Origin of the sequence: Paenibacillus sp. B01, from assembly GCF_009649995.1 — a bacterium.
GTDB lineage: Bacteria > Bacillota > Bacilli > Paenibacillales > Paenibacillaceae > Paenibacillus_O > Paenibacillus_O pasadenensis.
On sequence record NZ_CP045802.1, the window covers coordinates 2964881 to 2989894 of the forward strand.

18 protein-coding genes are annotated in these 25014 nt (G+C 53.5%); 6 read left to right on the top strand and 12 right to left on the bottom strand.

Translation table 11 applies throughout. The features are described 5' to 3' along the window. Nucleotides 1-11: 11 nt before the first annotated feature. From GE073_RS12830 to GE073_RS12870, 9 genes are all read right to left on the bottom strand, one after another. Nucleotides 12-1754, bottom strand: coding sequence for an ABC transporter ATP-binding protein (locus GE073_RS12830; RefSeq protein ID WP_153783585.1), 1743 nt, complete (start codon nucleotides 1752-1754; stop codon nucleotides 12-14). Next, entirely contained in the window at nucleotides 1751-3640 is a 1890-nt protein-coding gene (locus GE073_RS12835; protein ID WP_052332900.1) for an ABC transporter ATP-binding protein, read from the bottom strand. The genes GE073_RS12830 and GE073_RS12835 overlap by 4 nt, the downstream gene beginning before the upstream one ends. Before the next feature lie 1016 nt (nucleotides 3641-4656). Then, nucleotides 4657-5088 carry a rhodanese-like domain-containing protein gene (locus GE073_RS12840; protein ID WP_153783586.1) on the bottom strand — a complete coding sequence of 144 codons (432 nt, stop codon included), beginning with the start codon at nucleotides 5086-5088 and terminating at the stop codon, nucleotides 4657-4659. Between the two features lie 114 nt (nucleotides 5089-5202). Further along, the gene (locus tag GE073_RS12845) at nucleotides 5203-6123 is read right to left on the bottom strand and encodes a LysR family transcriptional regulator (RefSeq protein ID WP_153783587.1); all 921 of its coding nucleotides are present in this window, start codon (nucleotides 6121-6123) and stop codon (nucleotides 5203-5205) included. Between the two features lie 72 nt (nucleotides 6124-6195). Next, nucleotides 6196-6915 carry a YebC/PmpR family DNA-binding transcriptional regulator gene (locus GE073_RS12850; RefSeq protein WP_028597243.1) on the bottom strand — a complete coding sequence of 240 codons (720 nt, stop codon included), beginning with the start codon at nucleotides 6913-6915 and terminating at the stop codon, nucleotides 6196-6198. Nucleotides 6916-7158: 243 nt separating this feature from the next. Beyond that, complete coding sequence (locus GE073_RS12855) at nucleotides 7159-8316, bottom strand: cobalamin-independent methionine synthase II family protein (RefSeq protein WP_028597244.1); 1158 nt, start codon at nucleotides 8314-8316, stop codon at nucleotides 7159-7161. Nucleotides 8317-9093: 777 nt separating this feature from the next. Next, entirely contained in the window at nucleotides 9094-9543 is a 450-nt protein-coding gene (locus GE073_RS12860; protein ID WP_028597245.1) for a DoxX family protein, read from the bottom strand. A 113-nt stretch (nucleotides 9544-9656) separates the two neighbouring features. Then, nucleotides 9657-10253, bottom strand: coding sequence for a TetR/AcrR family transcriptional regulator (locus GE073_RS12865; protein ID WP_153783588.1), 597 nt, complete (start codon nucleotides 10251-10253; stop codon nucleotides 9657-9659). A gap of 268 nt (nucleotides 10254-10521) precedes the next feature. Then, nucleotides 10522-12264 (bottom strand): recombinase family protein, encoded by a 1743-nt coding sequence (locus GE073_RS12870; RefSeq protein WP_153783589.1) that lies wholly within the window; start codon nucleotides 12262-12264, stop codon nucleotides 10522-10524. 927 nt (nucleotides 12265-13191) lie between these two features. Between GE073_RS12870 and GE073_RS12875 the strand changes: the two genes are divergently transcribed. From GE073_RS12875 to GE073_RS12885, 3 genes are all read left to right on the top strand, one after another. Continuing rightward, a complete protein-coding gene (locus GE073_RS12875; RefSeq protein WP_153783590.1) occupies nucleotides 13192-13521 on the top strand; it encodes a hypothetical protein in 330 nt (109 codons plus the stop codon). An 823-nt stretch (nucleotides 13522-14344) separates the two neighbouring features. Beyond that, nucleotides 14345-14803 carry a helix-turn-helix domain-containing protein gene (locus GE073_RS12880; protein ID WP_228551475.1) on the top strand — a complete coding sequence of 153 codons (459 nt, stop codon included), beginning with the start codon at nucleotides 14345-14347 and terminating at the stop codon, nucleotides 14801-14803. After that, nucleotides 14803-15327: an IS630 family transposase gene (locus GE073_RS12885; protein WP_267238427.1), complete on the top strand. Its 525-nt coding sequence runs from the start codon at nucleotides 14803-14805 to the stop codon at nucleotides 15325-15327. Before GE073_RS12880 ends, GE073_RS12885 begins: the two co-directional genes overlap by 1 nt. Before the next feature lie 350 nt (nucleotides 15328-15677). Here the strand turns inward: GE073_RS12885 and GE073_RS12890 are convergent, their stop codons facing one another. Next, nucleotides 15678-18353 carry a hypothetical protein gene (locus tag GE073_RS12890; RefSeq protein WP_153783593.1) on the bottom strand — a complete coding sequence of 892 codons (2676 nt, stop codon included), beginning with the start codon at nucleotides 18351-18353 and terminating at the stop codon, nucleotides 15678-15680. Nucleotides 18354-18542: 189 nt separating this feature from the next. Between GE073_RS12890 and GE073_RS25810 the strand changes: the two genes are divergently transcribed. Both GE073_RS25810 and GE073_RS25815 read left to right on the top strand, forming a co-directional pair. Further along, on the top strand, nucleotides 18543-19016 hold the full coding sequence (locus GE073_RS25810; RefSeq protein ID WP_323744201.1) for an MFS transporter: 474 nt from the start codon (nucleotides 18543-18545) through the stop codon (nucleotides 19014-19016). After that, nucleotides 18971-19735 (top strand): MFS transporter, encoded by a 765-nt coding sequence (locus GE073_RS25815; RefSeq protein ID WP_267238409.1) that lies wholly within the window; start codon nucleotides 18971-18973, stop codon nucleotides 19733-19735. The genes GE073_RS25810 and GE073_RS25815 overlap by 46 nt, the downstream gene beginning before the upstream one ends. 81 nt (nucleotides 19736-19816) lie before the next feature. On the opposite strand, the gene GE073_RS12900 is transcribed toward GE073_RS25815, so the two are convergent. Continuing rightward, nucleotides 19817-21328, bottom strand: a complete 1512-nt coding sequence (locus tag GE073_RS12900) for a sulfatase family protein (protein ID WP_153783594.1) — start codon at nucleotides 21326-21328, stop codon at nucleotides 19817-19819. Nucleotides 21329-21396: 68 nt separating this feature from the next. After that, entirely contained in the window at nucleotides 21397-23895 is a 2499-nt protein-coding gene (galA, locus tag GE073_RS12905; protein ID WP_153783595.1) for a beta-galactosidase GalA, read from the bottom strand. A 184-nt stretch (nucleotides 23896-24079) separates the two neighbouring features. Between galA and GE073_RS12910 the strand changes: the two genes are divergently transcribed. Continuing rightward, a complete protein-coding gene (locus GE073_RS12910; protein ID WP_153783596.1) occupies nucleotides 24080-24955 on the top strand; it encodes a helix-turn-helix transcriptional regulator in 876 nt (291 codons plus the stop codon). Nucleotides 24956-25014 lie beyond the last annotated feature (59 nt).

Here is a 25014-nt window from a genome sequence, read left to right on the forward strand (position 1 = left end):
CCTCGTTAAAGTCAATGCTGGGAAACCTGCCGCTCCTCGAACTGATGGCGGTGCAGCTCGCGATAGCGTCCGCCGGCGCGCATCAGCTCATCATGGGTGCCCCTCTGCTCGATGCGCCCTTCGTGCAGCACGAGAATCTGATCCGCGCGGCGGATCGTGCCAAGCCGGTGGGCGACGACGATCGATGTCCGGCCTTTCATGAGGCTGGCCATCGCCTTTTGGATCTCCAGCTCCGCGAGCGTGTCGACGCTGCTTGTCGCCTCGTCGAGCAGCAGCACATCCGGGTCGGCCAGCAGCGTGCGCGCGATCGAGATGAGCTGGCGCTGGCCCTGGCTCAGGTTGCCGCCCTCCGGAGCAAGGCGGGTGTCGTAGCGGTCCGGCAGCTTCTGGATGAAGCGATGCGCCTGCGCCGCGCGCGCCGCCGCCTCCACCTCCGCGTCGCTCGCATCGAGCCGACCGTACCGGATGTTCTCGCGGACGGTGCCGCTGAACAATTGCGTCTCTTGCAGCACGATGCCGATCCGGCTGCGCACGTCGTCGCGATGCAGCGAGGCGAGGTCGACGCCGCCGATGGAGATCGTGCCGGAGGTCGGATCGTGGAAGCGCGCGAGCAGCGAGACGATCGTCGATTTGCCGGCGCCCGTCGGGCCGACGAGAGCGGTCATCGTGCCGGCCGGGACGGCGAAGGAGACATCCCGCAGCACCGCTGCGCCTGCGCCATACCCGAAGCCGACCTCGCGGAACACGACGTCGCCTTGCAGAAGGAGCGGCGTCTCGGCACGCTCCGCGGCGGAGCGCTCCGGCTCCGTGTCCAGCGTCTCGAAGATGCGCTCGGCGCCGGCGACGCCGGCTTGGATCAGGTTGTACTGGTTGGCCAGCTCGTTGACCGGTCCGCTGAACTGGCGGGAATACCCGAGGAAGCTGACGACGAGGCCGACCGAGGCGAGCTCGCGCGAGGCGAGCCAGCCGCCGGCCGCCGCGATCAGCAGGTAGTTCAAGTGGCCGAGCAGGTTCATGGACGGCCCCATCAGGCCGGAGTAGATCTGCGCTCGCGTGCCGGCCGACCGCAGCCGCTTGTTGACAGCGGAGAACTCGGCTGCGGCGCGCTCCTCTTGGTGAAACAGCGTGACGACGTGGCGGCCGGTCACCGTCTCCTCGATGCGGCTGTTCGCCTCGGCGAGCTCGACCTGCTGCAGCTTGAACTGGCTGCGCGTCGTGCGGGCGACGAGCCGCGCCACGCCGTATAGCAGCGGCACCGTCGAGACGGCGACGAGCGTCAGCAGCGGCTGCAGCCACAGCATGAGCGCCAGGCTGCCGACGATCGAGATGACGCTGGAGATGAGCTGGACGAGGCTCTGGTTCAGGCTGTTCGAGACGTTGTCGAGGTCGTTGGTCGTGCGGCTCATCAGCTCGCCGTGCGAGCGCTGCTCGTAAAAGCCGACGGGCAGCCGCTGCATGCGGGCGAACAGCTCGCCGCGCAGCTGCCAGACCGTGCGCTGGGTGACGGCGGCGAGCAGCCGCGCCTGCAGCCAGCCCGCCAGGCTGCCGAGCAGATAGACGGCGGCCAGCGTCAGGCAGATCGCGGCGAACCCTCCGCTGCCGCCGATCAGCGCGTCGAGCGCTTGCCCGGTCAAATACGGAGCTGCAAGCGCGCAGCCCGAAGCGCCTAGCGTCGAGACGCCGATGGCGAGCAGCAGGCGGCGGCTTTGCAGCAGATAGGCGCCGAGGCGGCGCAGCGCCGTGGAGGTTTTCATGCGGGCTCCGCCCCTTTCTGGGATTCATCCAGCTCTCGGTAAAGGGGGCTCGACGCCAGCAGCTGCTCCTGCGTGCCGACAGCGGCCAGCCGCCCTTCGTCCAGCACGACGATCCGGTCGCAGCGGCGCAGCGAGGCCAGCTTCTGCGAGACGAGCAGCAGCGTGCAGCTCTCGCCCATCCGCTCGATCGACTCGGTGATCGCCGTCTCCGTGGCGGCGTCGACGGCGCTCGTGCTGTCGTCGAGCAGAAGCAGCTCCGGCTTCAGCAGGAGCGTGCGCGCGATCGACAGCCGCTGCCGCTGGCCGCCGGACAGGTTGACGCCTTTTTGCCCGAGCCGGGTGCCGTAGCCCTCCGGCAGCGCGCCGACGAAGCCGGCCGCAAAGGCGCTGCCGGCCGCTTCGAGCATGTCGGACTCCGGGGCGTCCGGGCGGCCGTAGCGGATGTTGTCCGCGATCGAGCCGCTGAACAGATGCGCCTGCTGAAGCACGAGTCCGACCTTGGAGCGAAGCTCCTCCGGGTCCCATTCGCCGAGCGGCTTGCCTTGAAGGCGGATCGATCCTTCGGTCGGCTGGAGCAGGCCGGCCGTCAGCAGCGCGAGCGTCGACTTGCCGGATCCGTTCATGCCGACGATGCCGATGCTCTCGCCTCGCCGGATGCTCAGGCTGAAGCCGCGCAGCGCGTATTCGTCCGAGCCGGGGTAGCGGTAGGCGACCGCGCTCCATTCCAGATACGGCGCTTCCCGCGCAGCGGCTCGAGCGCTCTCCGGCATACCTGATGGATCGTCCAGCGGCGCATCGCCTTGCTGCAGGGCGGCGTCTGCCGCTGCGTCACGCGCCGCATTTGGATCGACTTCTGGCGCTTCTTTGCGCTTTCGCTCCGCATCTGCATGGCTGCCGGAACCCGCTTCGTCCTTCGCCCCCAGCACCTCGCGGATGCGGGTCGCGGACGCCGTCGCCCGGGACAGCGTCAGCAGATGGTTGCCGAGGCCGTTCAGCGACAGCAGCAGCTGGCTCAGATAAGTGAGGTAGGCGGCCAGCTGCCCCGGCTGGATCGAGTCGGAGCCGGCCAGCGCTCCGCCGTACCAGAGCGCCGCCGCCGTCGTGAAGCCGAGCAGCAGCGACAGCAGCGGCTGGCTGAGCGCGCCGATGCGCGCGGCGGCAAGGCTGCTCGCGCGGTAGCCGTCGTTCGCGGCGCCGAATCGCGCTTCCTCATGCGGCGCGCGCACGAACGCCTTGACGACGCGCATGTTCGCGAGGCTTTCCTGCAGCCGCGTATTGACCTCGTCGAGCGCCTGCTGCACCGAGGCGAACAGCGGCACCGTCGTCCGCTTCAGCCAGACGAGCAGCACGGCAAGCGCAGGCACGGTGACGATGAGCACGAGCGACAGCCGCGGGCTGAGCGCGATGCACATGACGAGGCTGCCGAGCGCGATGAACAGGCTGCGAGCCAGCATCCGCAGCGCGACGAGCGTCGTCTGCTGGAGCTGCGAGACGTCGCCGGTGAGGCGCGTGACGAGGCTGCCGGTGCCGAAGCGGCCCAGCAGCTCCGGCGACAGACGCATCGTCCGCCGGTAGAGGCCTTCCCTCAGATCGGCGCCGAACCGCTGGGAAGCGAGCGTGGAAAAGACCGTGCAGCCGATGCCTCCCGCCAGGCCGACCAGCGCGGCCAGCAGCATCCAGCCGCCGACCGTCCAGATCGAGGAGGTATCCCCGCCGATGATGCCCTCGTCGAGAATGCGGGCCATCAGCCTCGGCTGCAGCAGGTCCATCGCGACCTCCAGCAGCATGAGCAGCGGAGCCGCGACGGCGACCGCGAGATGAGGCCGCATATAGCTGCGCAGCCGAATTCGAGCCGCTTGCGGCGGCGAGCCGGTCGTTTTGTTCATCAGACATCCCAACTTTCCGTTTCGCACTTTACGATATATCGTATTGATTTAAGTTCCATTTTAAGGCGGACCGTCTTCATCGTCAATGCTGAAAACGCCGCGCATGGCCGGCGCGGCGAGGTGAGAATCATCGTTTCGGACGGCGATGCTGCCTCGTCCGATCCATCGCAGCGTCTCGCTTCGGCTTTGGTGGCTATGCCATGGTTGCCAGAGCCGAAACGGCGCCTCCTTCCCGTTGCGGGCATTGAAAACCGGCATCCGCTTCGCGGAGCAGACCCCTGACCGGCAACCCCTTTGCGGAGCGGAGACTCGTGACCGGCATCCGCTTCGCAGAGCGGGGACTCGTTCCGATCTCCCTGGAGCCCAGATTCCTTTGATCCCATTCCCCAGCAGGGGTGGAATCCTGCCTCCAAGGGAACCGCTGCCGCTTCTCCACGAGTTCCCCGCCTCGCTTCGCTCCGGTCCCCAAGCTCTACTCATGTCCCGCATACGGAGCACAGCTCCACACCAAGCTCTCACTTTGCTTTTAGATCCGAGCTGCTCGGTTTTTCCGCGCAACTCCCTCCGTTCCGCCATCTGCCAACCCGAGTTACTCGGTTTTTCCGCTCAACTCCCTCCGTTTCGCCTCCTGCCTACCGGAGTTACTCGGTTTTTCCGCGCAACTCCTTCCTTTCCGCCACCTACCTACCAGAATTACTCGGTTTTTCCGCGTAACTCCCTCCATTCCGCCTCCTGCCTACCGGAGTTACTCGGTTTTTCCGCGCAACTCTCTCCGATACTTACGCATCGAGGGATTCTGTCTACTGTCTCCCCGGCTTGTGACACGGCGAATCGCTTCGCAATTCTTGTCCCATAGGCCGGCTGGCTCCGGATACGAGCCATAGTCAATGCTGAAAACGCCACGGGCATCATGCCCGTGGCGCTCTTGCATCAGCCTCAATTTGCATCAGCTTGCATCAACCTGCCCCAGTCAACCTCAACTTGCATCAGCTTGCTTCAACCTGCCTCAGTCTGCCTCAGCCGACGACCGGCGCGCTGCCGGCTCGGCTCCCTTCGACCGGGAATCCATCCCGCTGCCAGTACTCGATGCCGCCGAGCATCTCCTTGACCCGGAAGCCGAGCTCGGAGAAACGCAAGCCTGCTTTGGCCGCGCCGTTGCAGGCCGGGCTCCAGCAGTACAGGACGAGCAGCCGGTCCTTGGGCCAGCCGGCCGTCGAATCGGGGCTGATATCGCCGTACGGCAGGCTGACCGCCCCGGCCGCATGGCGTTCCGCATAGGCGGAGGCGGCGCGAACGTCGACCAGCAGGAACGAGTCGAGGCCGGCCAGCTGATCGTGGCGCACATCGGACGGATCCGTCTCGACGGACAGCTTCCCGAGGAAGTGGCGGCGCGCTTCTTCCGGCGATGCGGCAGGCGTTTCATGGACGAGCGAAATCGGGCTTTTCATCGGTCATCATCTCCTTGGCTTAGGTTTGTTCAACCTTGGAAATGATCCTACCACGAGCCGGCCCGCATCCGTTATCCAACGGTTTCGATGGCAGCCATCGCCCGCGCCGATGGATCACGCTCTTCGAGGCGGCTCGGCTCCCTCTGTCCGTCCGAGCGGTACGTCGGCGCCGACGCTGGCCAGAAACTGGACAAACGCCGGCGACGAACGCCGCTTCGGCAAATGGACGAGCTGGATGTGGAACTCGGCGGCCAGCGGCTCCGTGAACGCGGCGGCGCAGAGCTTGCCCTCCTCGACCTCCTGGCGCACGGCGATCGACGGCAGCAGCGCAACGCCCAGTCCTTGGGCGACGCAGCGCTTGATCGCCTCGATGCTGCCGAGCTCGCAGGAGATCCGCGCCTCCGCGCCGATCTCCTGGAGCCGCCGTAGCAGCGCCGCCCGGTACGTGCAGCCGTCCTCGGTCAGCACGAGTGGCTCCCCGTCCAGCTCCGCTGCAGCAGCCTCCGTCCGCCCGGCCAGCCGATGATCCGGCGCGCAGACGAGCAGCAGCGGCTCCGGCCGCAGCAGATGCACGTCCAGCTCCGGCTCCCGCAGCGGCGGATCCAGGATGAGAGCCGCATCGAGCGTGCCCGACTTGACGCCGCGGATCAGCTCCGGCTCATTGCCGGGCAGCAGCGACAGCGAGACGTTCGGCTGCCTCTGCCGAAAAGCCTGCAGATGCGGCGGCAGGAAATACGAGGCGAGCGTCTCGATCGAGCCGATCGTCAGGCTGACCTCTAGCGCCGCTCCGACCGCTTCCAGCGACTCGGCATGCAGGCGCAGCATCTCCTTCGCATAGCCGAGCAGCTTTTCGCCCGCCGCCGTCAGCTCCATCCTTCTGCCCCTGCGCTCCAGCAGCTCGGTTCCATACAGCTCCTCCAGCTTCTGCAGCTGCGCCGTCACGCTCGATTGGGCGTAGCCGAGCCGTTCGGCGGCCTTCGTGATGCTGCCGCAGGCGGCGACCTCGCGGAAGCTTCGCAGGCAGATCAGGTCCATCGGCCTTCCTCCTCGTTCAGGGATGGGGTAAAAAAACAGACCCGCGCGTAAGCGCGAGTCCGGCGGAGGCGGTCATTCGGCGTAGTCGACGTTGTGATACACCTGCTGGACATCCTCGAGATCCTCCAGCGTGTCGATGATCTTGTCGAACTGCTTCTGGGCGTCTTCCGGCAGCTCGACGAAGTTCTGCGCGAGCATCGTCAGCTCGGCGACGCTGAACTCCTCGATGCCCGATGCTCGAAGCGCCTCCTGCACGGCATGGAACTGATCCGGCTCCGCGTAGACGAGCACGTCCTCGTCCTCTTCCACGATGTCGCGCACGTCGACGTCCGCCTCGAGCATCAGCTCCATGATCTCGTCCAGCGACTTGCCGGATACGCCGATGACGGCCGTGGCGTCGAACATATAGGCGACCGAGCCGTTCACGCCCATGTTGCCGCCGTTTTTGCTGAAGGCGGCGCGCACGGCGGAGGCGGTGCGGTTGACGTTGTTCGTCAGGGCGTCGACGATGACCATCGAGCCGTTCGGCCCGAAGCCTTCGTAGCGGAGCTCCTCATAGATCTCGTCGGAGCTGCCCTTCGCTTTTTCGATCGCGCGGTCGATGATCGCCTTCGGCACGTTGTACGTCTTGGCGCGCTCGAGCACGACCCTCAGAGCTCGGTTCGATTCCGGATCCGGCTCGCCCTTGCGGGCGGCGACGTAGATCTCCAGGCCGAACTTGGCGTAGATACGGCTTGTATTGGCGTCCTTGGACGCCTTCTTTTCCTTGATATTGTTCCATTTGCGACCCATGCTGAACCAACTTTCCGCTTGAATTACCCTCGCCTTGCATCCTTTTCCGGTGAAGGAGGGCGCCTTGAGCTCTCTCCCTATTATACTTACCGCGGGCCGCGCTGGACAAGTCGGAGTCGGGATGAGATTGTCACGCCGGTCGCGAAGTCGAACAGCATAAAGAGGCCGCATGAACAGGTCTGGACCACCGACCTTTCACGCAGCCTTTTTTTTATCAGCTTATGAATCCGCTCGCTCTCATCCCTAGCCCCAGTATTGCTTCGCGATCTTCTGGCCTTGATCGATCTTGGCCCATTGCTCGTCTTCGCTCAGCTCGTTGCCGCCATCGCAGGAAGCGAAGCCGCATTGATGGGACAGCAGCAGGCGATCCTTGTCGATGATCTTGGACGCTTCGTCAAGCAGGCGCACGACGCGGGCTTCATCGTCCAGCGTATTCGTCTTCGAGGACAGCAGGCCAAGCACGATTTCCGTCTCCGGCTTGTCCTTGAATACTTCAAGCGCCTCCAGGGAGCCGGCGCGGTCGTCGTCCCATTCCAGGAAGAACCGATCGTAGTTCAGCTGCTTCAGGAACAAGTTGGCGATCTTGACGTACGATCCTCCGCCCATGTTGCGGGAATCGTAGTTGCCGCGGCAGTTGTGGGTCCACATGCTCAATCCGAGGCTATGGCCGTAGTCGATCAGCGTATTGTTGATGTCGATGAATTCCGCGGCGAGCGCCTGGACTTCCGATTGATTGATCTGCTCGCCGGTATACGGCGAGTTCGGATTGTCATCCGCGAACAGCTCCCACAGGCAGTCGTCGAACTGCAGGATCTTGCCGCCGACAGCGGCGAAGTCCTCGACAAACTCCTTGTAGGCCTTCACCAGGCCTTCTTTGAGCTCCTGGGTCGTCTGATAGACGGCGGCCGCGCCTCCGATATTGCCGGACCAGGACAGCTCCCCGAAAATATGCGACGGAGACGGCACGCAGAGCTTCGTCGGCTGCTCGCCGGCCGTTTCCTGCAGCTGCCGGAACGTCTTGAGGAAAGGGTGGTTTTTCCCGCTCAGCTCGCCGGTGATGCGGAGGCCGATGTCCTTGCGCGTCTCATATTTGGAAGTGCCATCTATGTCGCGGAAGAAATAGCCGTGGTCGGCAATGTAGCGCTTCACTCCGCTGAATCCCCAGACAAAATCCAGATGCCACATCGATTTGGAAAATTCCCCGTCAGTCACGATCGACAGCCCATGCTCGATCTCTTTTTTCACCACTTGCCGGATCGCATCGGCCTCGCACTGCTCATACCCTTCGAAATGGTCGTAAAAAGGATATTGAATGTCGTCGCGATGTTCGATCTGCGTCTTGTAGCCGAGCAGCTCTTTCGGGCGAAGCAAGCTGCCTACGATCTGAAACTTGTCTGTCATTTGGGATGGCCTCCTCATTCTGCAACTGCTGCTTATGCGTACAACCAGTATACCAAGCCGCTTGTCGCTATCGGAAAGCCCAATAAACCATAGCTGGCTATAGCTAATCGCTATAGAGACTGAATCTTAGATCTCGTCTTATGAACCTGGAAGACTGGCCGCGATCCAGAGGCACTCCTTCCCGTGTATAAGACGAAAAAGGAGTACCAGCAGGTACAGCCCATTCAGCGCGGTCAACTTCGGGTGCCAGCCTACGCCTGGTTTATTTCTTTGAAATGAAATTCGTTATATCCAACGTCTTGATTTCTGAACCATGGTCTGTACCTTCTTGATTATAAGTCACCAAATCAAACGAAATGGATTTCCCATTAATTAGCTTTAGATCGCGCAAATCTTGATTATTCTCGGTTTGAAATATTTTTTGGTTTTGATTGTCCTTAATGTCCAACAAATAGAGGGCATGATTTGATGAAACGGCCCCCTCTCTCTGTTTTCAACATTATTTTCGGAATTTGAGCAAAAAGAAAGACAGCCTGCAGCTGTCGTCGAGTTTTGAATATGGATTTATCTAACCTTCCGTTTAACTGTTTTTTTATTCTGGGTGGAAAAAGGATTTCTACGTATCATTTTCGTTGCATTCCTGCTACCGCCTCCACATGGCTTGTGTGCGCGATATTGCCGATTTAAACGATTTTTTTGTTAAGCGAAGCGAGCCTAGGGAAATCGCATTCCTGACCTCATTATTGCCAGTGATGCTCTCAAGCGCCGTAGTCGGATTCACTGCCCAAAAATCGGTGAAGCCAATATCACTGCTGTGATAAATATGAGCTGTAGCAAAGTACGGACAAACAATCCTGGCACCGGCTTGCCGCCAATCGTCAGTTTTTCTCGTGCAGCACGCACATTTGCAGGAAACATAGCAATCAGCAGAACCGTTAAACAAACGGAAGCGGCTTCGGAGGTGGCTGGAATCATGATACCGATCGCTGCTGCGATTTCGAGCCACCCGGTTGCCGTCACGATCAAATCTCTTCTTGGGAATGACGGAGGAACCATCCGGATCAGATCAGAACGCCTTTTCCCCCAGTGAGCGGTAGCGGTAAGCAGCAACATGACAGCAACTGCTCCTTGCAGTGATGGATGCCAGCCGTCAAAATAAGCCCAACCGAAAAATCCAGCAACTCGAAACAATAAAAAAGAGGCGATAAGTACAATAAAAGGCGCCACCTTGATCCCTCCTTTGAAATTAAAAATTTTCATGATCATGTTTGAGAATAGCAAGCAAAACACGAAGCCGACGATATGGAAGACCAGCCATCATTTCTTGATCCACTCTTCTTTTACTTCTTATATTTTAAACTACTTATCATGAATGCCGATAAATCTTGGGCTGTAAAAGACGCCGTAATCGCCGGTAATGAGGAACGGACACGCAGGCCGAGCGAGATCAGAACGAACATTTCAGCCATTTTATCCGAATCAACCGATTCTTGAATAACACCGTGCTGCTGGCCAATCGAAATCCATTGTTTGGATAAGTCTACTGCCCGCGTATAAAAATTTTGGAGCACATCCGCGACAGCAGGCTCTTCTTCCCTGCCGAGCAAATACATCAACACCGTGTTTGTCACATCATGTTTATCTTCGAATGCCAGAAGGCTGTTCGAAAGGATTTGCATCGGCCTGTCGAAAGTCTTGCCGCTTAATTCCACTTCGTTCATGAAATGCTTGTTGGTCTCTTCGAGCCGTTCCTGCAGCACCCAAGCAAAGATTTCGTCTTTGCTCTTCACGTAATGGAAGATCGCCCCCTTAGATAATTCCGATCTTTTCATGATATCCTGCATGGTGATAGCGTGGCAGCTTTTTTCCTGCAACAATTCTTTCGTTGAATGAAGTAATTTCTGAGTCGTTTGTTTCCTGCGGTCCTCATTTTTCAAGTTCATTCCTCCACGAACAGTAAACTAACACCTGTTTGAATTATATAAACAGACCGTCGGTTTGTAAATAGAATATGGCTGAATAGAGAAAAAAAACAATTCATCCTTCTGATTCATATTGTCTCCAGTAAACTTTATGCACTTCCACCACCTGCGGTATGGTCGTGACTTTCACCCGTTAGTCGTTGCGCCGCCAATCGCACAACGAGGCTGCCGCGATCGCAGCAGCCCATTGTGATCCATGCTTCTGAGCGGTTACTTTCACATCTCATTTCGTACCATCAATATGAGGCATTCCACATGTGTTGTCTGGTGAATGGGGACATGCATCATTCCTCTCTGCTACTGCCAGCTTTTTTTGGCTTTGTATTCCGCCCTTGCCTTTAATACTGCTTTTAACGCCGGTTTTAAATACAAAGGTTAATTGATACGGCTCTACGCTACCGTCATCCTGTTCTTCACCCATTACAACCTTTTCAATGACACTTTCGAAAACACTTCGATCGAATTCAGAAAGAACGGTATTGCTTTGAAGCACGTTACGAAATTGCTGCAATCTTTTTTCAACGTCGATTTCTTCTTGAGCCGATGCCTCCAGTTGTTCTCTCACTTCAATTAATTTTGTTAACGTGGACTCCAGTTCATCATATTTGCGTTCGTAAGTGGAGCGATCAACTTTTTCATCCAGATGGAGATCAATCAGATTTGAACGCTTTTGTTCAAGTGCCTGGATTTCGTGCTTAACTTTGCTTAACTGCTTGTGATGCTGCTGCTCACCAAGCACTGACTCCATCCTTAACAGAAGCTCATCCAGCACATCCTTATGATTGCCGCAGACCCGATTGTACGTTTCGACAAATGCGCCCTCAATTATTTTTTCCTCAACCCCTTTGCTATGAGGACAATATTTCTTTCCTTTTTTCGAGAAAGAGACACATTGCCATATGACTTTTGCGTAGGTGGTTCTGCTATTCCAGCTTCTCCGAGAGTAGCTTTTCCCACAGAATCCGCACTCAAGCTTACAACTGAACGTGAACTTCCGACTGTATTTCTCTCGTTTACCTCCGTTTTCAAGTTTCCCCCGCGGCTTTCCCCGTCTGTACAAAATATCCTGAGCTTTCTCAAAAATTTCATTACTTATGATTGGCTCATGATGATTCTTTATGTAATATTGATCCTCTTCGCCACGATTATCTAATCTGCGCTTAGATATAGGATCTAGAGTAAAGGTTTTCCCTTGAAGAAGGTCCCCCTTATATTTCTCGTTCTTAATAATACCGAGTACCGCAGTATCTCCCCACTCCAAATTCCCACGCTTCGTTTTATGTGGGAGTTTGGTTAACTCCTTGGCGATCACTGAGGCTCCTATCCCAGAAATGTAACGTTCAAAGATATATCGAACAACCTCAGCTTCCTCTTCATTTACTGAAATTCGTTTAGTTTTGAGATCATAGTCGTAGCCAAGACAGCTTTGGAAACCAACAAGCTCACCACGTTGCATTTTCATCTTCAAGCCCATTTTTACAATAGATGAGATATTCTCAACTTCTTGCTGAGCTACTGAGCTTAAAATGGTTAGCAACAATTCACCGTCCATAGTTAAGGTATTAATGTTCTCTTTCTCAAAAAACACAGCCACATTTTTTTCCTTGAGCATGCGAACATATTTTAAAGTGTCTACCGTATTCCGGGCAAATCTTGAAATGGACTTAGTGATAACCATATCGATCTTCCCATCCAGGCAATCGTTAATTAGTCTCTGAAAATCATCACGTTTTTTCACCTGAGTCCCAGTAATGGCTTCATCCGCATAAATATCAGCAAGCACCCAATCGCTACGCTGGCCAATCATCTCTTTGTAGTAGGAGACTTGGGATTTGTAGCTATTTAATTGCTCTTCTGTATCTGTGCTTACCCGCGCATACGGGGCAACCCTCAAGGCTTCTTGTTTCCCTCCAGTACGATCAGACAACTTTCGATTTGCTTTAATAATTTCTATAGAAAATGACATCGCCTATTCCTCCCCTGAGTTTTATCTACGTTTTTAGCGTAATGGATTCAGGTGAATTCAACAAATGTGCGAATTTGGTTTTAAAGCCCACTACAGGGCAACATCAAGTTAATCTTCTTGTGCAGTGCATGGCTTATCCGGAAGTAAGGTCTGAACAGATTCCGTAGTCACTCATGGTTCTTTTTTTAATCAAATTGAATTCTTGTACACTTATTAAGGATAATCTCAGTAGCTGCGCTAGCATTGCAATTTGCATACTATACCTCAACAAATCTGCTTTCAAGATACCATCCCCTCAACATGACTTAAGGTAGCAATATGGCCAGCAGAATTAAGGCCTTCTAATAACCATTTCATCTTGAGGTTCAAATCGGGCACTTCCATTCAAAGATAGATTTCAAATTTTGAAAGCTCCGCGTAGATTAACCATTTATTGTTAATTTTTTAGGGCTGAATTGCTCTGCTTATCGTGATAACATCTCTGGACGGAATCAAATGCTGACCGTACCGGAGCTGTATTGATTAACGTAGCTGGATTTCTAGCCAGGGTTGGGGATCTGAACAACCTTAAAAAGAATAGTCCAGGCAAACGCAAGGACGTTTCAAAATAATGATCGACATTTGCACCAAGAATAAATATAGTCAACTAAAAAACCACTCCGATGAGTGGTTTAATAAGTGCTTCCCTTTCTTGCTTATTTATCGGGAAATAAATATGCAAAGATTCCCTTTGCGATGGTTTAATATCAATGATGTTGCGACTACTCTTTACTTTAGCCTCAGCTTCGTCAAGTGAGCCACTTAAGCCCAGAGTAAGCAAGGTACCTGCGGCTACTGTACTGGTTTATTTCATAAAGAGAATTTATCGACCTGTTCATGTCTGATCGATTCTCCAAGTCTCGTACCTTCCAAATGGATGTCAATGAGGTGCTGACGGTTGTCTTCGATGTAGAGGAGCGACAGCTCCTGACCGAAGCAGCTGCACGAATGAAGCAGATATATGATCAGGATGTCGACCATTATCTGATCACCGCGTGCATAAGCGGAGAATACCAGCGCACACAGCAATTTGAAGAGGCGTACCGGCAGGTGCAGCAACTGCTGCGGCAACGAATGATGATTCAAGAGACACAAATCATCTCGGAGCTTGCCACTCATATCGACTTTCCGTTATATCGGGAAAGCGATCTAGAGATTCTGTTCAATCATCTTGAGCAAGGGAATGCCTCCGCCGTCATTGAGCTGACAGACCGCTGATTGAACAGCTAAGGAGGAAGAAAGCTCCTGCCTTACAATATAGACAGCTGGCGGAACGAATCGTTATTAAACGTGACGAGTTGGCGTTCCTTATCCAAGGTCAGTATCAATCAGACCGCCTCATGGATCGAGACGAAATTAATGGATGTCTCTCTGCCGAGGAGCTATCCGCTTATCTCAGAGGTGTCATTTATGATATTTGCGTCAAAATCGAGGAGCGAAAGCTGGCAAAAAACGATATCATTGATTTTTGCTTCATTATGTGGAGCATCATTACAATGAAGATTTATCGCTGGACTCTGTTGCGAGCAAAATCAACTTATCTTCGGGTTAATTGTCCAACTATATCAAACAAAAGACCGGTGTAACCTTCAGTGAGCATATTATGGAGGTGCGAATTCGGAAGGCCAAGGAGATGCTGAGGGATTCGTCACTACCTATAGGTGTTATCGATGAGAAAATCGACTACTATTGTGCAACATCATTTAATCGATGATTCAAGAAGGCAACCAGTCTGTCACCAGGAGAATATCGCAGACAGTCTACGCTAAAGCACTGAATGCAAATGGCACCAGGTATACAAGAAAAGCAGCATCTTGAATATATTATAAGTCTGTACTCTTCACCGAGATGCATACGATATAAGACGGTGTTCTGGTCTATTCTTTAAGCTACTGCCCCATCTGAGATCGTAGTTGGTAAAACCGGGTAAATACCGATAACAACTACTCTCGGGGTGAGGTTCATGACTATTTTTGTACGAGATCTGAGTAAGGAGGAAGGCAACCGCCTTCTGCGAATCGCACGGAAAGGTGCAAATCCAGTGGAAGTCCGCCGAGCTCTTTTAATCCTGGCGTCTGCTCAAAAGATGAAAGTGCCAGAGATTAGCCGGATGTACCATATTTCGGGTGAACATATTCGAAAAACAATCCACCGGTTCAACACGGAAGGGATGGCCTCGCTCAAACCGAATTACGGCGGCGGCCGACCGCCCACCTTTACCGAGGAGCAGCGAGCCGACATCATCGAGCTTGCTCAGACTCCCCCTAAAGTGCTGGGGTTCCCTTTCACACACTGGTCGCTGGCCAAGCTGAAGGAGGCAGCGGAGAAGAAGAACATCGTGTCTTCGATCTCCATTGAAACCATTCGCGTCATTCTGGACGAAGCCAAGATCACATACCAGAACACCAAGACGTGGAAGGAATCGACCGATCCGGAATTCGAGAATAAAAAAAACGAATCGAAGCTCTATACGACTGCCTTCCGGAAGACGGGCGGGTAATCTGCGTCGACGAGTTCGGCCCGTTATCCCTGCAGCCTTACCGCGGCAAAGGCTGGTTTCAGCAGCGCCGGCCTAAGCGGCTTCGTGCAACCTACACACGGCCGCATGGCGTGAAGCATCTGCTCGCCGCGCTCGATGTAAAGACGAATCAGTTGTACGGCCATTCTTCCAAGAGCAAGAAACATGCCGACATCTTGCGTTTCTTCAATGTGCTCCGCCGCCGGTATCATCGTTCCGAGCGGCTGTATATCATCCTGGACAACTTCTCTCCCCACCAGCACCACAAGGTCAAAGCATGGGCGAATGAAAATAACGTGGAACTGGTCTTCACACCGACCTATGCTTCCTGGCTGAACCGAATCGAGTGCCATTTCGGGCCGCTTCGTAAGTTTGTGTTAGAAGGCAGTGACTTTCGGCAGCACAAAGACTTGGCTTCAGCGATCCAGGCTTACCTTCGCTGGCGAAACAAAAACAAGCGTCATGCCACCATACTACGAGAACAAAACAAGATCAAGGTTGTCTGATGGGGCACTACTTAAGTCGTTGAGTCTAACATACTCAACGACTTAAGGGGAAACCGCACAAATTTTGAAGGTGAAAAGCTTTTTTCAGTCATCGTACTTGCGATGCTTGACTAGCTGATGACCGTTCATAAATATTATTATATGAATCGTGACCTTCTTCTACTTGTAATTCAATCGGCTCCACGCAAGCGTTGTTCTTGGTCTTGAGTCAGGTGACGAAGAAATATCCCTTTCATGTTATCGGTTGAATACAGCATAATTAATGTAGCCACTCTCAATAACAAAAGTGACGACACACATCGAAAAGACCATAAAGGTAGGTTTGGTCATTCTTCACGGGATTCCCAAGATTACTTTGATATTAGCAAATGATCCATTATAAACGAATTCCCGCTTTTTGGAGCATCCTCCCACAAGTAGAAGCTGATGGACTTGATTTGGGCCGTCGACAATCCGTTTGTCGCTCCCCAATAGCCGTCAGCCCCAGACGTTTGGGCAGGCGAGGCGCCGAAGCTGCCGAGCGTAATGGTGCGAGAAGCATTGGCATTTACGGTAAAATAAAACGTTCTCAGCTGTCCATTATTATCCAGCACGTTGCATCGGAGCTGTATCGGCAATGCGGTTGGGTTGGTCACATCTGCCGTGATGGATGGCGCAGCTCCCAGATTCCATGGCGAAGCAGGCTTGAACTCTACTCCCGCATACACCGTATCGAGAGTGCCTACATTGACCTTCATGGCGCGAACGCCATCGGTTGCGCCCTGTGACACATATTGAATAGTCGCTTGATTATAAGCGCTGATCAGGGATAGATTCTCCGAGGCTTCGAAGGATATTTTCGTATTCCCTGTGCTGCCGAATCTTGTGGCATAGGCTTGAGCGTGAACCGTTTTCGCGGCATTGACAAGAGGAGCATACGGAACGTCGGCTACATCTACAAAGCCCAGATTGTAATTTTCGCCGTCCCAATGACGGCCAAGCAGCGGCTCATCCACATATTGGAACCAATGCGCGCCGACAAAATAAGGATTCTGCAAGGCGGCATTCATATAATTCGTAAATTTGGACGCTCGATCCTGCTGGCTTGACGCGGCGGATTCCGAGTTCGGACCCGTTCCGAACATACCTCTATCATTGGATCCGAAGGCAAACTCTCCTACAATAGCAGGCTTGTTCAGCGCAGCGATATCCATCCAGCTATGGCCGTTAACAGACTCTTTGTAAACGTTGTAGCTCACCACATCCACATATTCAGCCGCGGCCTCTTGAACCTCACTGCTAATGCCCCATTCCGCAAACCGGGAGCCCAGATACAGGATATTGGGCAGCGCTTGTGTCAAGGCGGCATCTACGATGTTGAAATATTTTTTTGCCAGAAGCTTCAGCATCGCTGAATAGTCGGGAAGCATGCCGTTTGAGATTTGCGCCGGCTTGAACGGCGCGTCCATTGCTGAGAAGGAAGCGAATGAAGTGCCCCACTGGGCGTTTAATGCTGCAATGTTGTTGCTGTATTTGGTCTTCAGATGAGCGATCATGGCACGTTTGGCATAGCTTTTGCTGTCAGCAGCATTCATGGCTAATAGGTTGCTGATAAGCAAATATTTGCTCTGTGTAGTAGCAGGACTGCCCCAAGGGATTTCATTATCTACATAAATGCCGATGAGCCACGGGTCCTGCGCGACGCCATACGCAACAATCTGATTCTGCACCATATCGTTGACACTGACCGTGAACTGCGGATCGTACGGGTCGGCAACCCCTCCCCACTCCCCGCTTGGAATGGTAGTGTGGGTTCCCCAGCTCGTCCAGCCATTGGCCACATACGCCAGCTTGTGCTGGGAGCCCTTGCCGAAGAACAGCGTTGGCTCCGACCAATTGCCAAGCGAGTTGAAGCCCCAATTTTTGAAGCGGGCCACGGATACATCCTTCCACTTATTGAAATAATCGGTTCCGTATTTGCGTTCCAGGTTCGCGGAATAGTGATTGAACAGCCAGCCCTCGGTTTGTCCCAGCGGCGGGCTGCCTACTGTCGTTGTATAACGGAAGTGCTCGCCGAGTGAGCTGTTTTTGGTCGGAAGGTCCTTGAACATCGCATCCCGTCCCGAGATCCAGGTGTGCATATCATCTAAGCGGACGACGTCCACACCAGTCGAGAAGAATAAGTACCCTTCAGGATCAACCAATGTCCACTTGCCCCCATATTGAGCAACCCTGAATCGACCTGTCGCTTGCAGCTTGGGACCGTTCTTCCACCCTCCGTATTGGCTTGTAGCAATGGGCTGTGAACCGTTAAGCGCAAGCGCCTCCTCTGCTTTATCGTTCAAGAGATCCTGGTCACTGTTGATCTTCTCGCTCCAGCTTGCCCCTGAATACTGACCATACTTATCGACAATGCCGTTCAAGTAGCTTAGATTGGAATTGGGGTCCTGGATCACTCTCAAATTGTCAATCACCAGGGCTGTAGCAGTGCTGGGATACATCTGAAAAAATTGCAAGGACACAACATTGGCGGGATCAATGGACTTATCTCCCCATGCATATCCCATCTGTAAGCCGGCAGGATTAGGCGGCAGGAAGCGCATGCCCAAATCCAGCACCGCGGAGTTGAGACTCAGAAAATATTGGTTAGTCGTCCCGGCCTTCGCTACCGCCTGACTAACGATAGAGTCCTTCACGCCGTCGGCTTGGGCGCTGTCATCCACACGCAGGTAGAATGTAATATCCTTATTACTTGCATTCGTCAGCTCGAAGGCAATCGCATTGCCGGAGCCTACACTCCATGGCGTAGCGGGCGCAAACTTCACGGAGGGGAAGTCCGCAACGGCGTAGTTGACCTTGAGCGCCTTAGACCCTGTCGTATTCGTTACAATCTGAAGTGTAGCGTTCGAGCCTGTTACATAAGAAGGGATTACGCCATTATCGAAGTTCAAAGTAGGGAACGGGGTTGCTGCGTTGGCTGTGCCAGGCTGTCCCGCCAGCCCGGCAATCATAGCCAAGGTAAGCAGGCCTGCAAATAGTCGCTTCAAATTTTATTACCTCCCAAATTCATGTGATATGGTTTGCCCGTTATTGTTAAGCTGTCCTCCTCTCCCCTTTACTCGCAATTCTTGGATGCGCTTTCATTGTAAAGGATTGGCATTCCAATCCAATATGAAAATTTTAGCTTTTTTATATGGAAAAACCATGTACAGTTCGTCAAAAGCAATCATGATATAATGTATCCCGTACGTATTAGGAGGGGATCATTCTTGCGCGCCGCGATGAGCTTTCGAATTATAATGATCGCTATTTTTTGCTTTCAGATGATCTTGAATATGACCCGCCCCATCGTGACCTTGTACGGAGCCGAGCTCGGCGCTTCTACTCTTGAAATTGGATACTTAACCGCAGCATACGCATTGATTCCATTATTCCTCTCCATCTATGCAGGAAGAATTGCGGACAAGGTCGGGGACCGGCTTCCGGTATTAAGCGGCTTTATCGGAGTTGGGACAGGTATGGCCATACCCGCGCTGATTGATTCGCTTTGGGCGCTTTATCTTTCGCAGATTATTGTGGGGATCTCTCATGTTCTCATTGTAATTTCCTTGCAAAATCTTCTGGGGAATGCTGCTCCCCCGCATAAGCGGGATTACTATTCAGCATGTTCTCAACCGCCGTTTCGGTGGGAGCGGTGGCTGGGCCTGTAGCTGGCGGCTATATGGCGGAGCATATCTCCTATCCGTCCGTCTTTGCAGCTTCTCTAGTATTGTGTATCATTGCGTTCATATTGGCCTGGCGTCTCCAAGCTTCTGGCAAAACAACAGCTCCGGCTGAAGCCACTTTAATATCCTCCCTGGGACTTCTGAAGATTCCGCAGCTGCGCAAGGCGATGATTTCGAGCGTGCTAGCACTATACAGCCGCGATATCTTTGTCGCTTATTTCCCCTTGTATGCCCAAGGAATGGATATCTCGGCTTCATCTATTGGCTGGATATTAACCCTTCAAGGGTTGATGATGGTAGTCGTGCGCTTCTTTCTAACCAAACTGACGAACGCCTTCGGACGTGATTATGTGTTTATGGCCTCTATCTTCGTCGCCGGCATCTGCTTCCTGCTCCTGCCGATCTGGGATCATATTCTGGTACTCGCGGTGCTGAGCGCTTGTATGGGAACCGGGCTCGGCTGCAGTCAGCCTCTATCCATGACGACGACTTATAATGCGTCTCCGAAGTCCCGCACGGGAGAGGTGCTTGGTCTTAGATTAACCGTCAACAGAGCCTCCCAGATCGTGGCTCCTCTCTTCTTCGGCTTGATCGGTTCCTCAGCAGGACTTCTATCCGTATTTATACTTAGCGGGGTATTCCTTGTCGGAGGAACATGGGTTGTTAAGCCAAGCAAGAGGCCTAATGTGGAGGAGGCATTATGAAAGAAAGCTTTTTTAATTTCAAGAAAGCGGAGGCTCCATAGGGGCCTCCGCTTCGCTGAACTGCAGTTGTATGAATTTAAACTAGCTATGCTGTGATAGCGCTATTCGCTCCAGGAGCTCTGGATAAGCTGAATCATCATCGCCCACACCCTGCTTTATCGCAAACAGCTTTTGTCTCGCTTCTTCAATAAGCTCCTTGTATTCGGGACGATCATACACATTGTTCATCTCATAAGGATCCTGACGCAAATCGTAAAATTCCCATGACGCGGGGGTTACTTCATCCAGCGCGCCTGAAGCGTCCAGCGGCAAGCCATAGAAGAAGATCAGCTTGTATTCTCTCGTCCGCAAGCCGAAGTGCGCCGGGTTATCATGATGCGTTAGATGCATCCAATAACGATAATAGATGGCGTCCTTCCATTCCATCTGTGACCCGTTCAACAGCCCTCTGAAGCTGCTCCCGTCCACTTGGCAAGTATAGTCGGTATCGGCATAATCCAGCAATGTCGGTCCGATATCAATATTGCTCACGAGCGACTCCATCACGGTGCCCGGCTCGATCTCCTTTGGATACCGAATGAGGAACGGCATTTGCAGCGCTTCTTCATAAATCCAACGCTTATCGATATAGTCATGCTCACCGAGAAACATCCCTTGATCAGATGTATAGATGACAATCGTATGCTCCAATTGACCGCTTTGCTCCAGGTAGTCAAGCAATCGACCTACATTGTCGTCTATACCCTTGACAACTCGAAGATAATCCTTCAAATATTTCTGATACGCCGCTTTGGTTCTCCCTTCCGCATCCAGACCCGCAAGCTCAAGAGGACCGGTCGGGTAAGACGGATCGCTCTGTCGCAGGACGGCATTCCGCTTCGGATTACGCTCCGACACGGACGTACCGTAGTCTCGAGAGCCTTCCGAACGATGCTCCCGATTCTCCCACAAACTTTCCGGCTCCGGAATTTCAATCCCGTCGAACAGGTGCTCATAACGGGGATGATATTCGAAATCGTCATGCGGCGCCTTATGGTGACAATGGAGCATAAAGGGCTTGGATGGATCTCGTGCTTCCAGCCACTCCAGACATTTGTCCGTAATAATGTCCGTAACATACCCAGCAAGTCTCGTCCCGGTGCTCACATCATGAACATCGGATATGGATGACCAGTCAAAGCCTGACCTTATAAAGCTGGGATTCCAATACGTGCCCTGCCCGGACAGCACATCGTAATGGTCAAATCCCTGCGGCTCGCTGTGCAGATGCCACTTGCCGATAACGGCCGTCTCGTAGCCCGCTTCCCGCATCCTTCGAGGATACGTCTCCAGCTCCGTGCTCAAGCTGTCGCTTAACGTCTTCACACCATTATGGTGGGAATACAAACCGGTCAGAATCGTCGCGCGACTAGGTGTGCATATGGCGTTTGTGCAGAAGAAATTGCGGAAGAGCGCCCCTTCCTTGGCCAGCCTGTCGATGTGGGGAGTCGCGCATACCTCAGCCAGCCTGGAGCTATAAGCACTAATGGCATTGGCTGCATGGTCATCTGACATAATAAATAATAGGTTGGGTCGATCATGAGATTGTGTCATATCTGTTGTCCTCCGGTACGTATTGGAATGCTAGACAAGAGAATCGTGCAGCTCCCTATCATTGCCGATCAGACACCGCCGTCGGCTGCATCTCTCCGACCCGTGCCCGTTGGAATCAGCTCGGCAGATCTCAACGCGGACGCAAGCGATGTTTTATCCGAAGGCTCAATGTGAATAGTTAATTCTCCACGCTTTACGCCTTCCGCTTCAGCAATCAGACGAATGTCACCGCCTGCTCCGTTGGCCCGTACCAGCACCTGGCACAGTCCTTTGAAAGCTCTTCGGCAGGGCGACTTGTCATCCTCATGGCTTTCCGGGTTGCCATTGCCTGTACCAATTAACTGACCAGGTCCTTCTACAGAAAACGTCAAGAGCGCGTCTGCATTCGGAACGATTCGACCGGCTGCATCGGCAATCGCTGCTTGCACGATACATACATCTTCATTATCGGCTATAAGAGCGGTCCTCTCGGAGCTCAGGAGGATCTGGTCCGGCTCGCCTGTTGTCGCAACAACCTCCGTCAGCACTAGCTCGCCATTGCGGTACCCACACGCCATTAATTCACCCGCTTCGTAGACAACCTGCCATTCGGCATGGCCATGCTCAAGAACAAGTCGCCTCCCTGCACTGTTCCCGTTCAAAAATAATTCCACCTCATCCATGTTCGAGAATGCCCATACATCGATCAATTCCCCTTCGCTTCCCTGCCAATTCCAATGCGGGAGTAGGTGCAGCACGGGCTGACTCGTCCATCTAGCTTGATAGTAATAATAAATATCCTTCGGGAAGCCGCACAAATCCATAATCCCGTATCGAGAGATGACGCTAGGCCATTCATAAGGGAATGTTTCTCCTCGGTAGTCGAACCCCGTCCATACAAACAATCCCCCTACAAAGTCATGCTCCGCCGCCGCCTTCCAGGCTTCCTCCGGCTGAGCTCCCCACAATGGATACGTTTCACCATAAGCACTAATAAGGCCTTTACGCTCCGGATTCGACCAGATGACTGTTGCTTTGCCATGCTCGGAGATGTTTAACGAGCGATCGGCGAATGACTTCCTGTAGACACCGCGGGTGGACAGCGTCGAAGCATTCTCGGTACCGATAAACGGTTTGTCCGGATATGCCTTGTGAAACTGATCGTACGCATCCCAATTCCTTCTCATCATATAGTTAAAGCCATGAACGTCGATATGGAAGCCGTTCTCTTCATGATACTGCGTAAGCGGCAGCCAGTCGGCATTCATACCGTACGTGCACTTGCGGGTTGGATCAAGTTTATGCGCAAGTTTTTGCATGGCGTGCAATATACGCACACCTGCGTCCTTCCCTTGAATATTCATTTCCTCATTGCCTAACGACCATAAGATAATGGATGGATGGTTCCGGTCCCTTCGGATGAGACTTCTCAATTGGCTCAGCCCTTCACTTGTTGCATCCGTTTGACGCACCTCATCAATGACGAGCATGCCTAGCCGATCACAAGCCTCAAGGACGGAAGGAGCGGGCGGATTATGCGACGTTCGGTACGCATTGCAGCCCATCTCCTTTAATCGCTGAATACGGAATTCATTAACGGCTGCAGGCACCGCCATGCCGACGCCGGCATGATCCTCGTGGCAGCATACACCCTTAAGCTTCAGCGGCTGACCATTCAGCAGAAATCCTCGCTCGGCATCAAAGGCAATCGTCCGCACTCCGAAGACCGTTTCGTATCTATCAACAACTTCGTCTCCAATGAATAACATACTCTTGAGCGTATATAAATTGGGTGAATCCGTGGACCAGAGACAAGGAGCCTCCAGAGTAACGGACTGCTTGAGCGTTAAACTATTATCCGCGGAGATATCAGCAGATGTAACGGCTTCGCCAGCCAGCTCTCCATCTGGCCCCATGATGACAGATTGCAGCTTAAATGCTACGTCCTTCTCGTAATGGCTGTCTACCTCCGTCTCGATGACAACTAGCGCTTTGTTCTCAATTGAATCGAGCTCAGCCTTTACGAACGTTCCCCAATGCGATATTCTCAGCGAATCCGTCATTACCAGTCTAACATCGCGATATATGCCGCCGCCTTCATACCACCAGCCTTCGAATTCACTTGCATCCACCCGGACCGCTACTACATTCGGCTCTTCGGCATGCACCACCTCTGTAATATCATAAGCAAAGCTGGTATACCCGCTTAAATGACCTCCTACATAATGGCCGTTCACCCATATGGAGCAGTTCCGGAACACCCCGTCAAATTCAATAGTTAAGCGTTTCGACGCGATATCCTCGGTCAGCATAAATGCTCTTCGGTACCAGCCAACACCCTTCTTCAGTGAGCCGTGTGACGCAGGCACCTGCGGGTCATAATCGTTGCTCTCCAGCACGAAGTCGTGTGGAACCCGAACGTCACTCCAAGCTGAATCGTCATACCCCCATTTGGCAATTCCATGATTGCCGGACTTGATCCAATGCGGATTTGAATATCTTTCCTTGTGTACAGCGTCGTAATTGGTATTAACAAGGTCCCCGTAATAAAACTTCCAATCCGCGTTTAAGCTCCATACTTGTCGCATTCTTGTCCTCCCCTGAACTCCTTATTTTCTCCTATCATACCGACTTGATATTCGAGTTGTAAGCGTTATACTCGACTTATTATAATACGATACCGACTAATGCAGATAAGTAAATGTTCATTGACAGAATGGTGAATCGTACCCTATCGTTAAGAGATAGAAAGCTAATGCAGGAGGAACCGCCATGAAGATGCTGGAGTTCATCATCCCGCCTTTGCCCCAGTTTATAACTGTCGGTCATTCCTGGTGGAAGCAAGGGAAAGCACATTTCCGACGCAACTGGGACATTTACGATCTCATTATCGTCACCAACGGCACGCTGTATATAACGGAAGACGACCAGCCCTATACGATTTCAGCCGGCAGCATGCTGCTGCTGGAATCGGGTCGCACCCACTTTGGCCATCGTCCCTGCGAACAGAATACGGAAACCTATTACGTACACTTCAGCCATCCTGTTCCTCCTCGCGAGTTGAACAGCGGCGGCTTCGAGTGGTCGCAAGCCCTGCAGCCACCAACGGATGACGATGCCAATCCACGAGCGCATACGATGTACCTTCCCAAGCATGCTGAGGTTGGCTTGCCCCCTCTACTTCAGATTCTGGATCGGATGGTAGAGATTCGCAATCATATCTTTATACGGAATGCTCTGGAGCTTCATAGCCTGACCTCTCAGCTATTGCTGGAGCTGCAGCAGGTCATCCATCAGACAAAACCAATGTCCCGATCACTGGAGCTGTGCACCCGAATGGCGCGATACCTGGAGTCGCATATGCGGGAACCCTATAGCTCGAAGAAGCTGGAAGACGAGTTTCACTTCCACATCGATTATTTGAGCAGATGCCTGAAGAAGCATACCGGCATGACCCCTTTGCAATATCAGCACCATATTCGATTGGAACGAGCCAAACAAATGCTTGCCCATACGATGACCAGCGTCCAGGAAATCGCATACGAACTGGGATACGAACATAGCAGCTATTTTATCCGCACCTTCCGCAACAAGGAAGGAATCACGCCGGGAGCCTATAGAGACCGCTTTGTTCCTGGAACGAACTAATCGCCATGCACGGTCCTTGGACTAGCGCATGGCGATTCTCATTGCTCACTGTATGATTT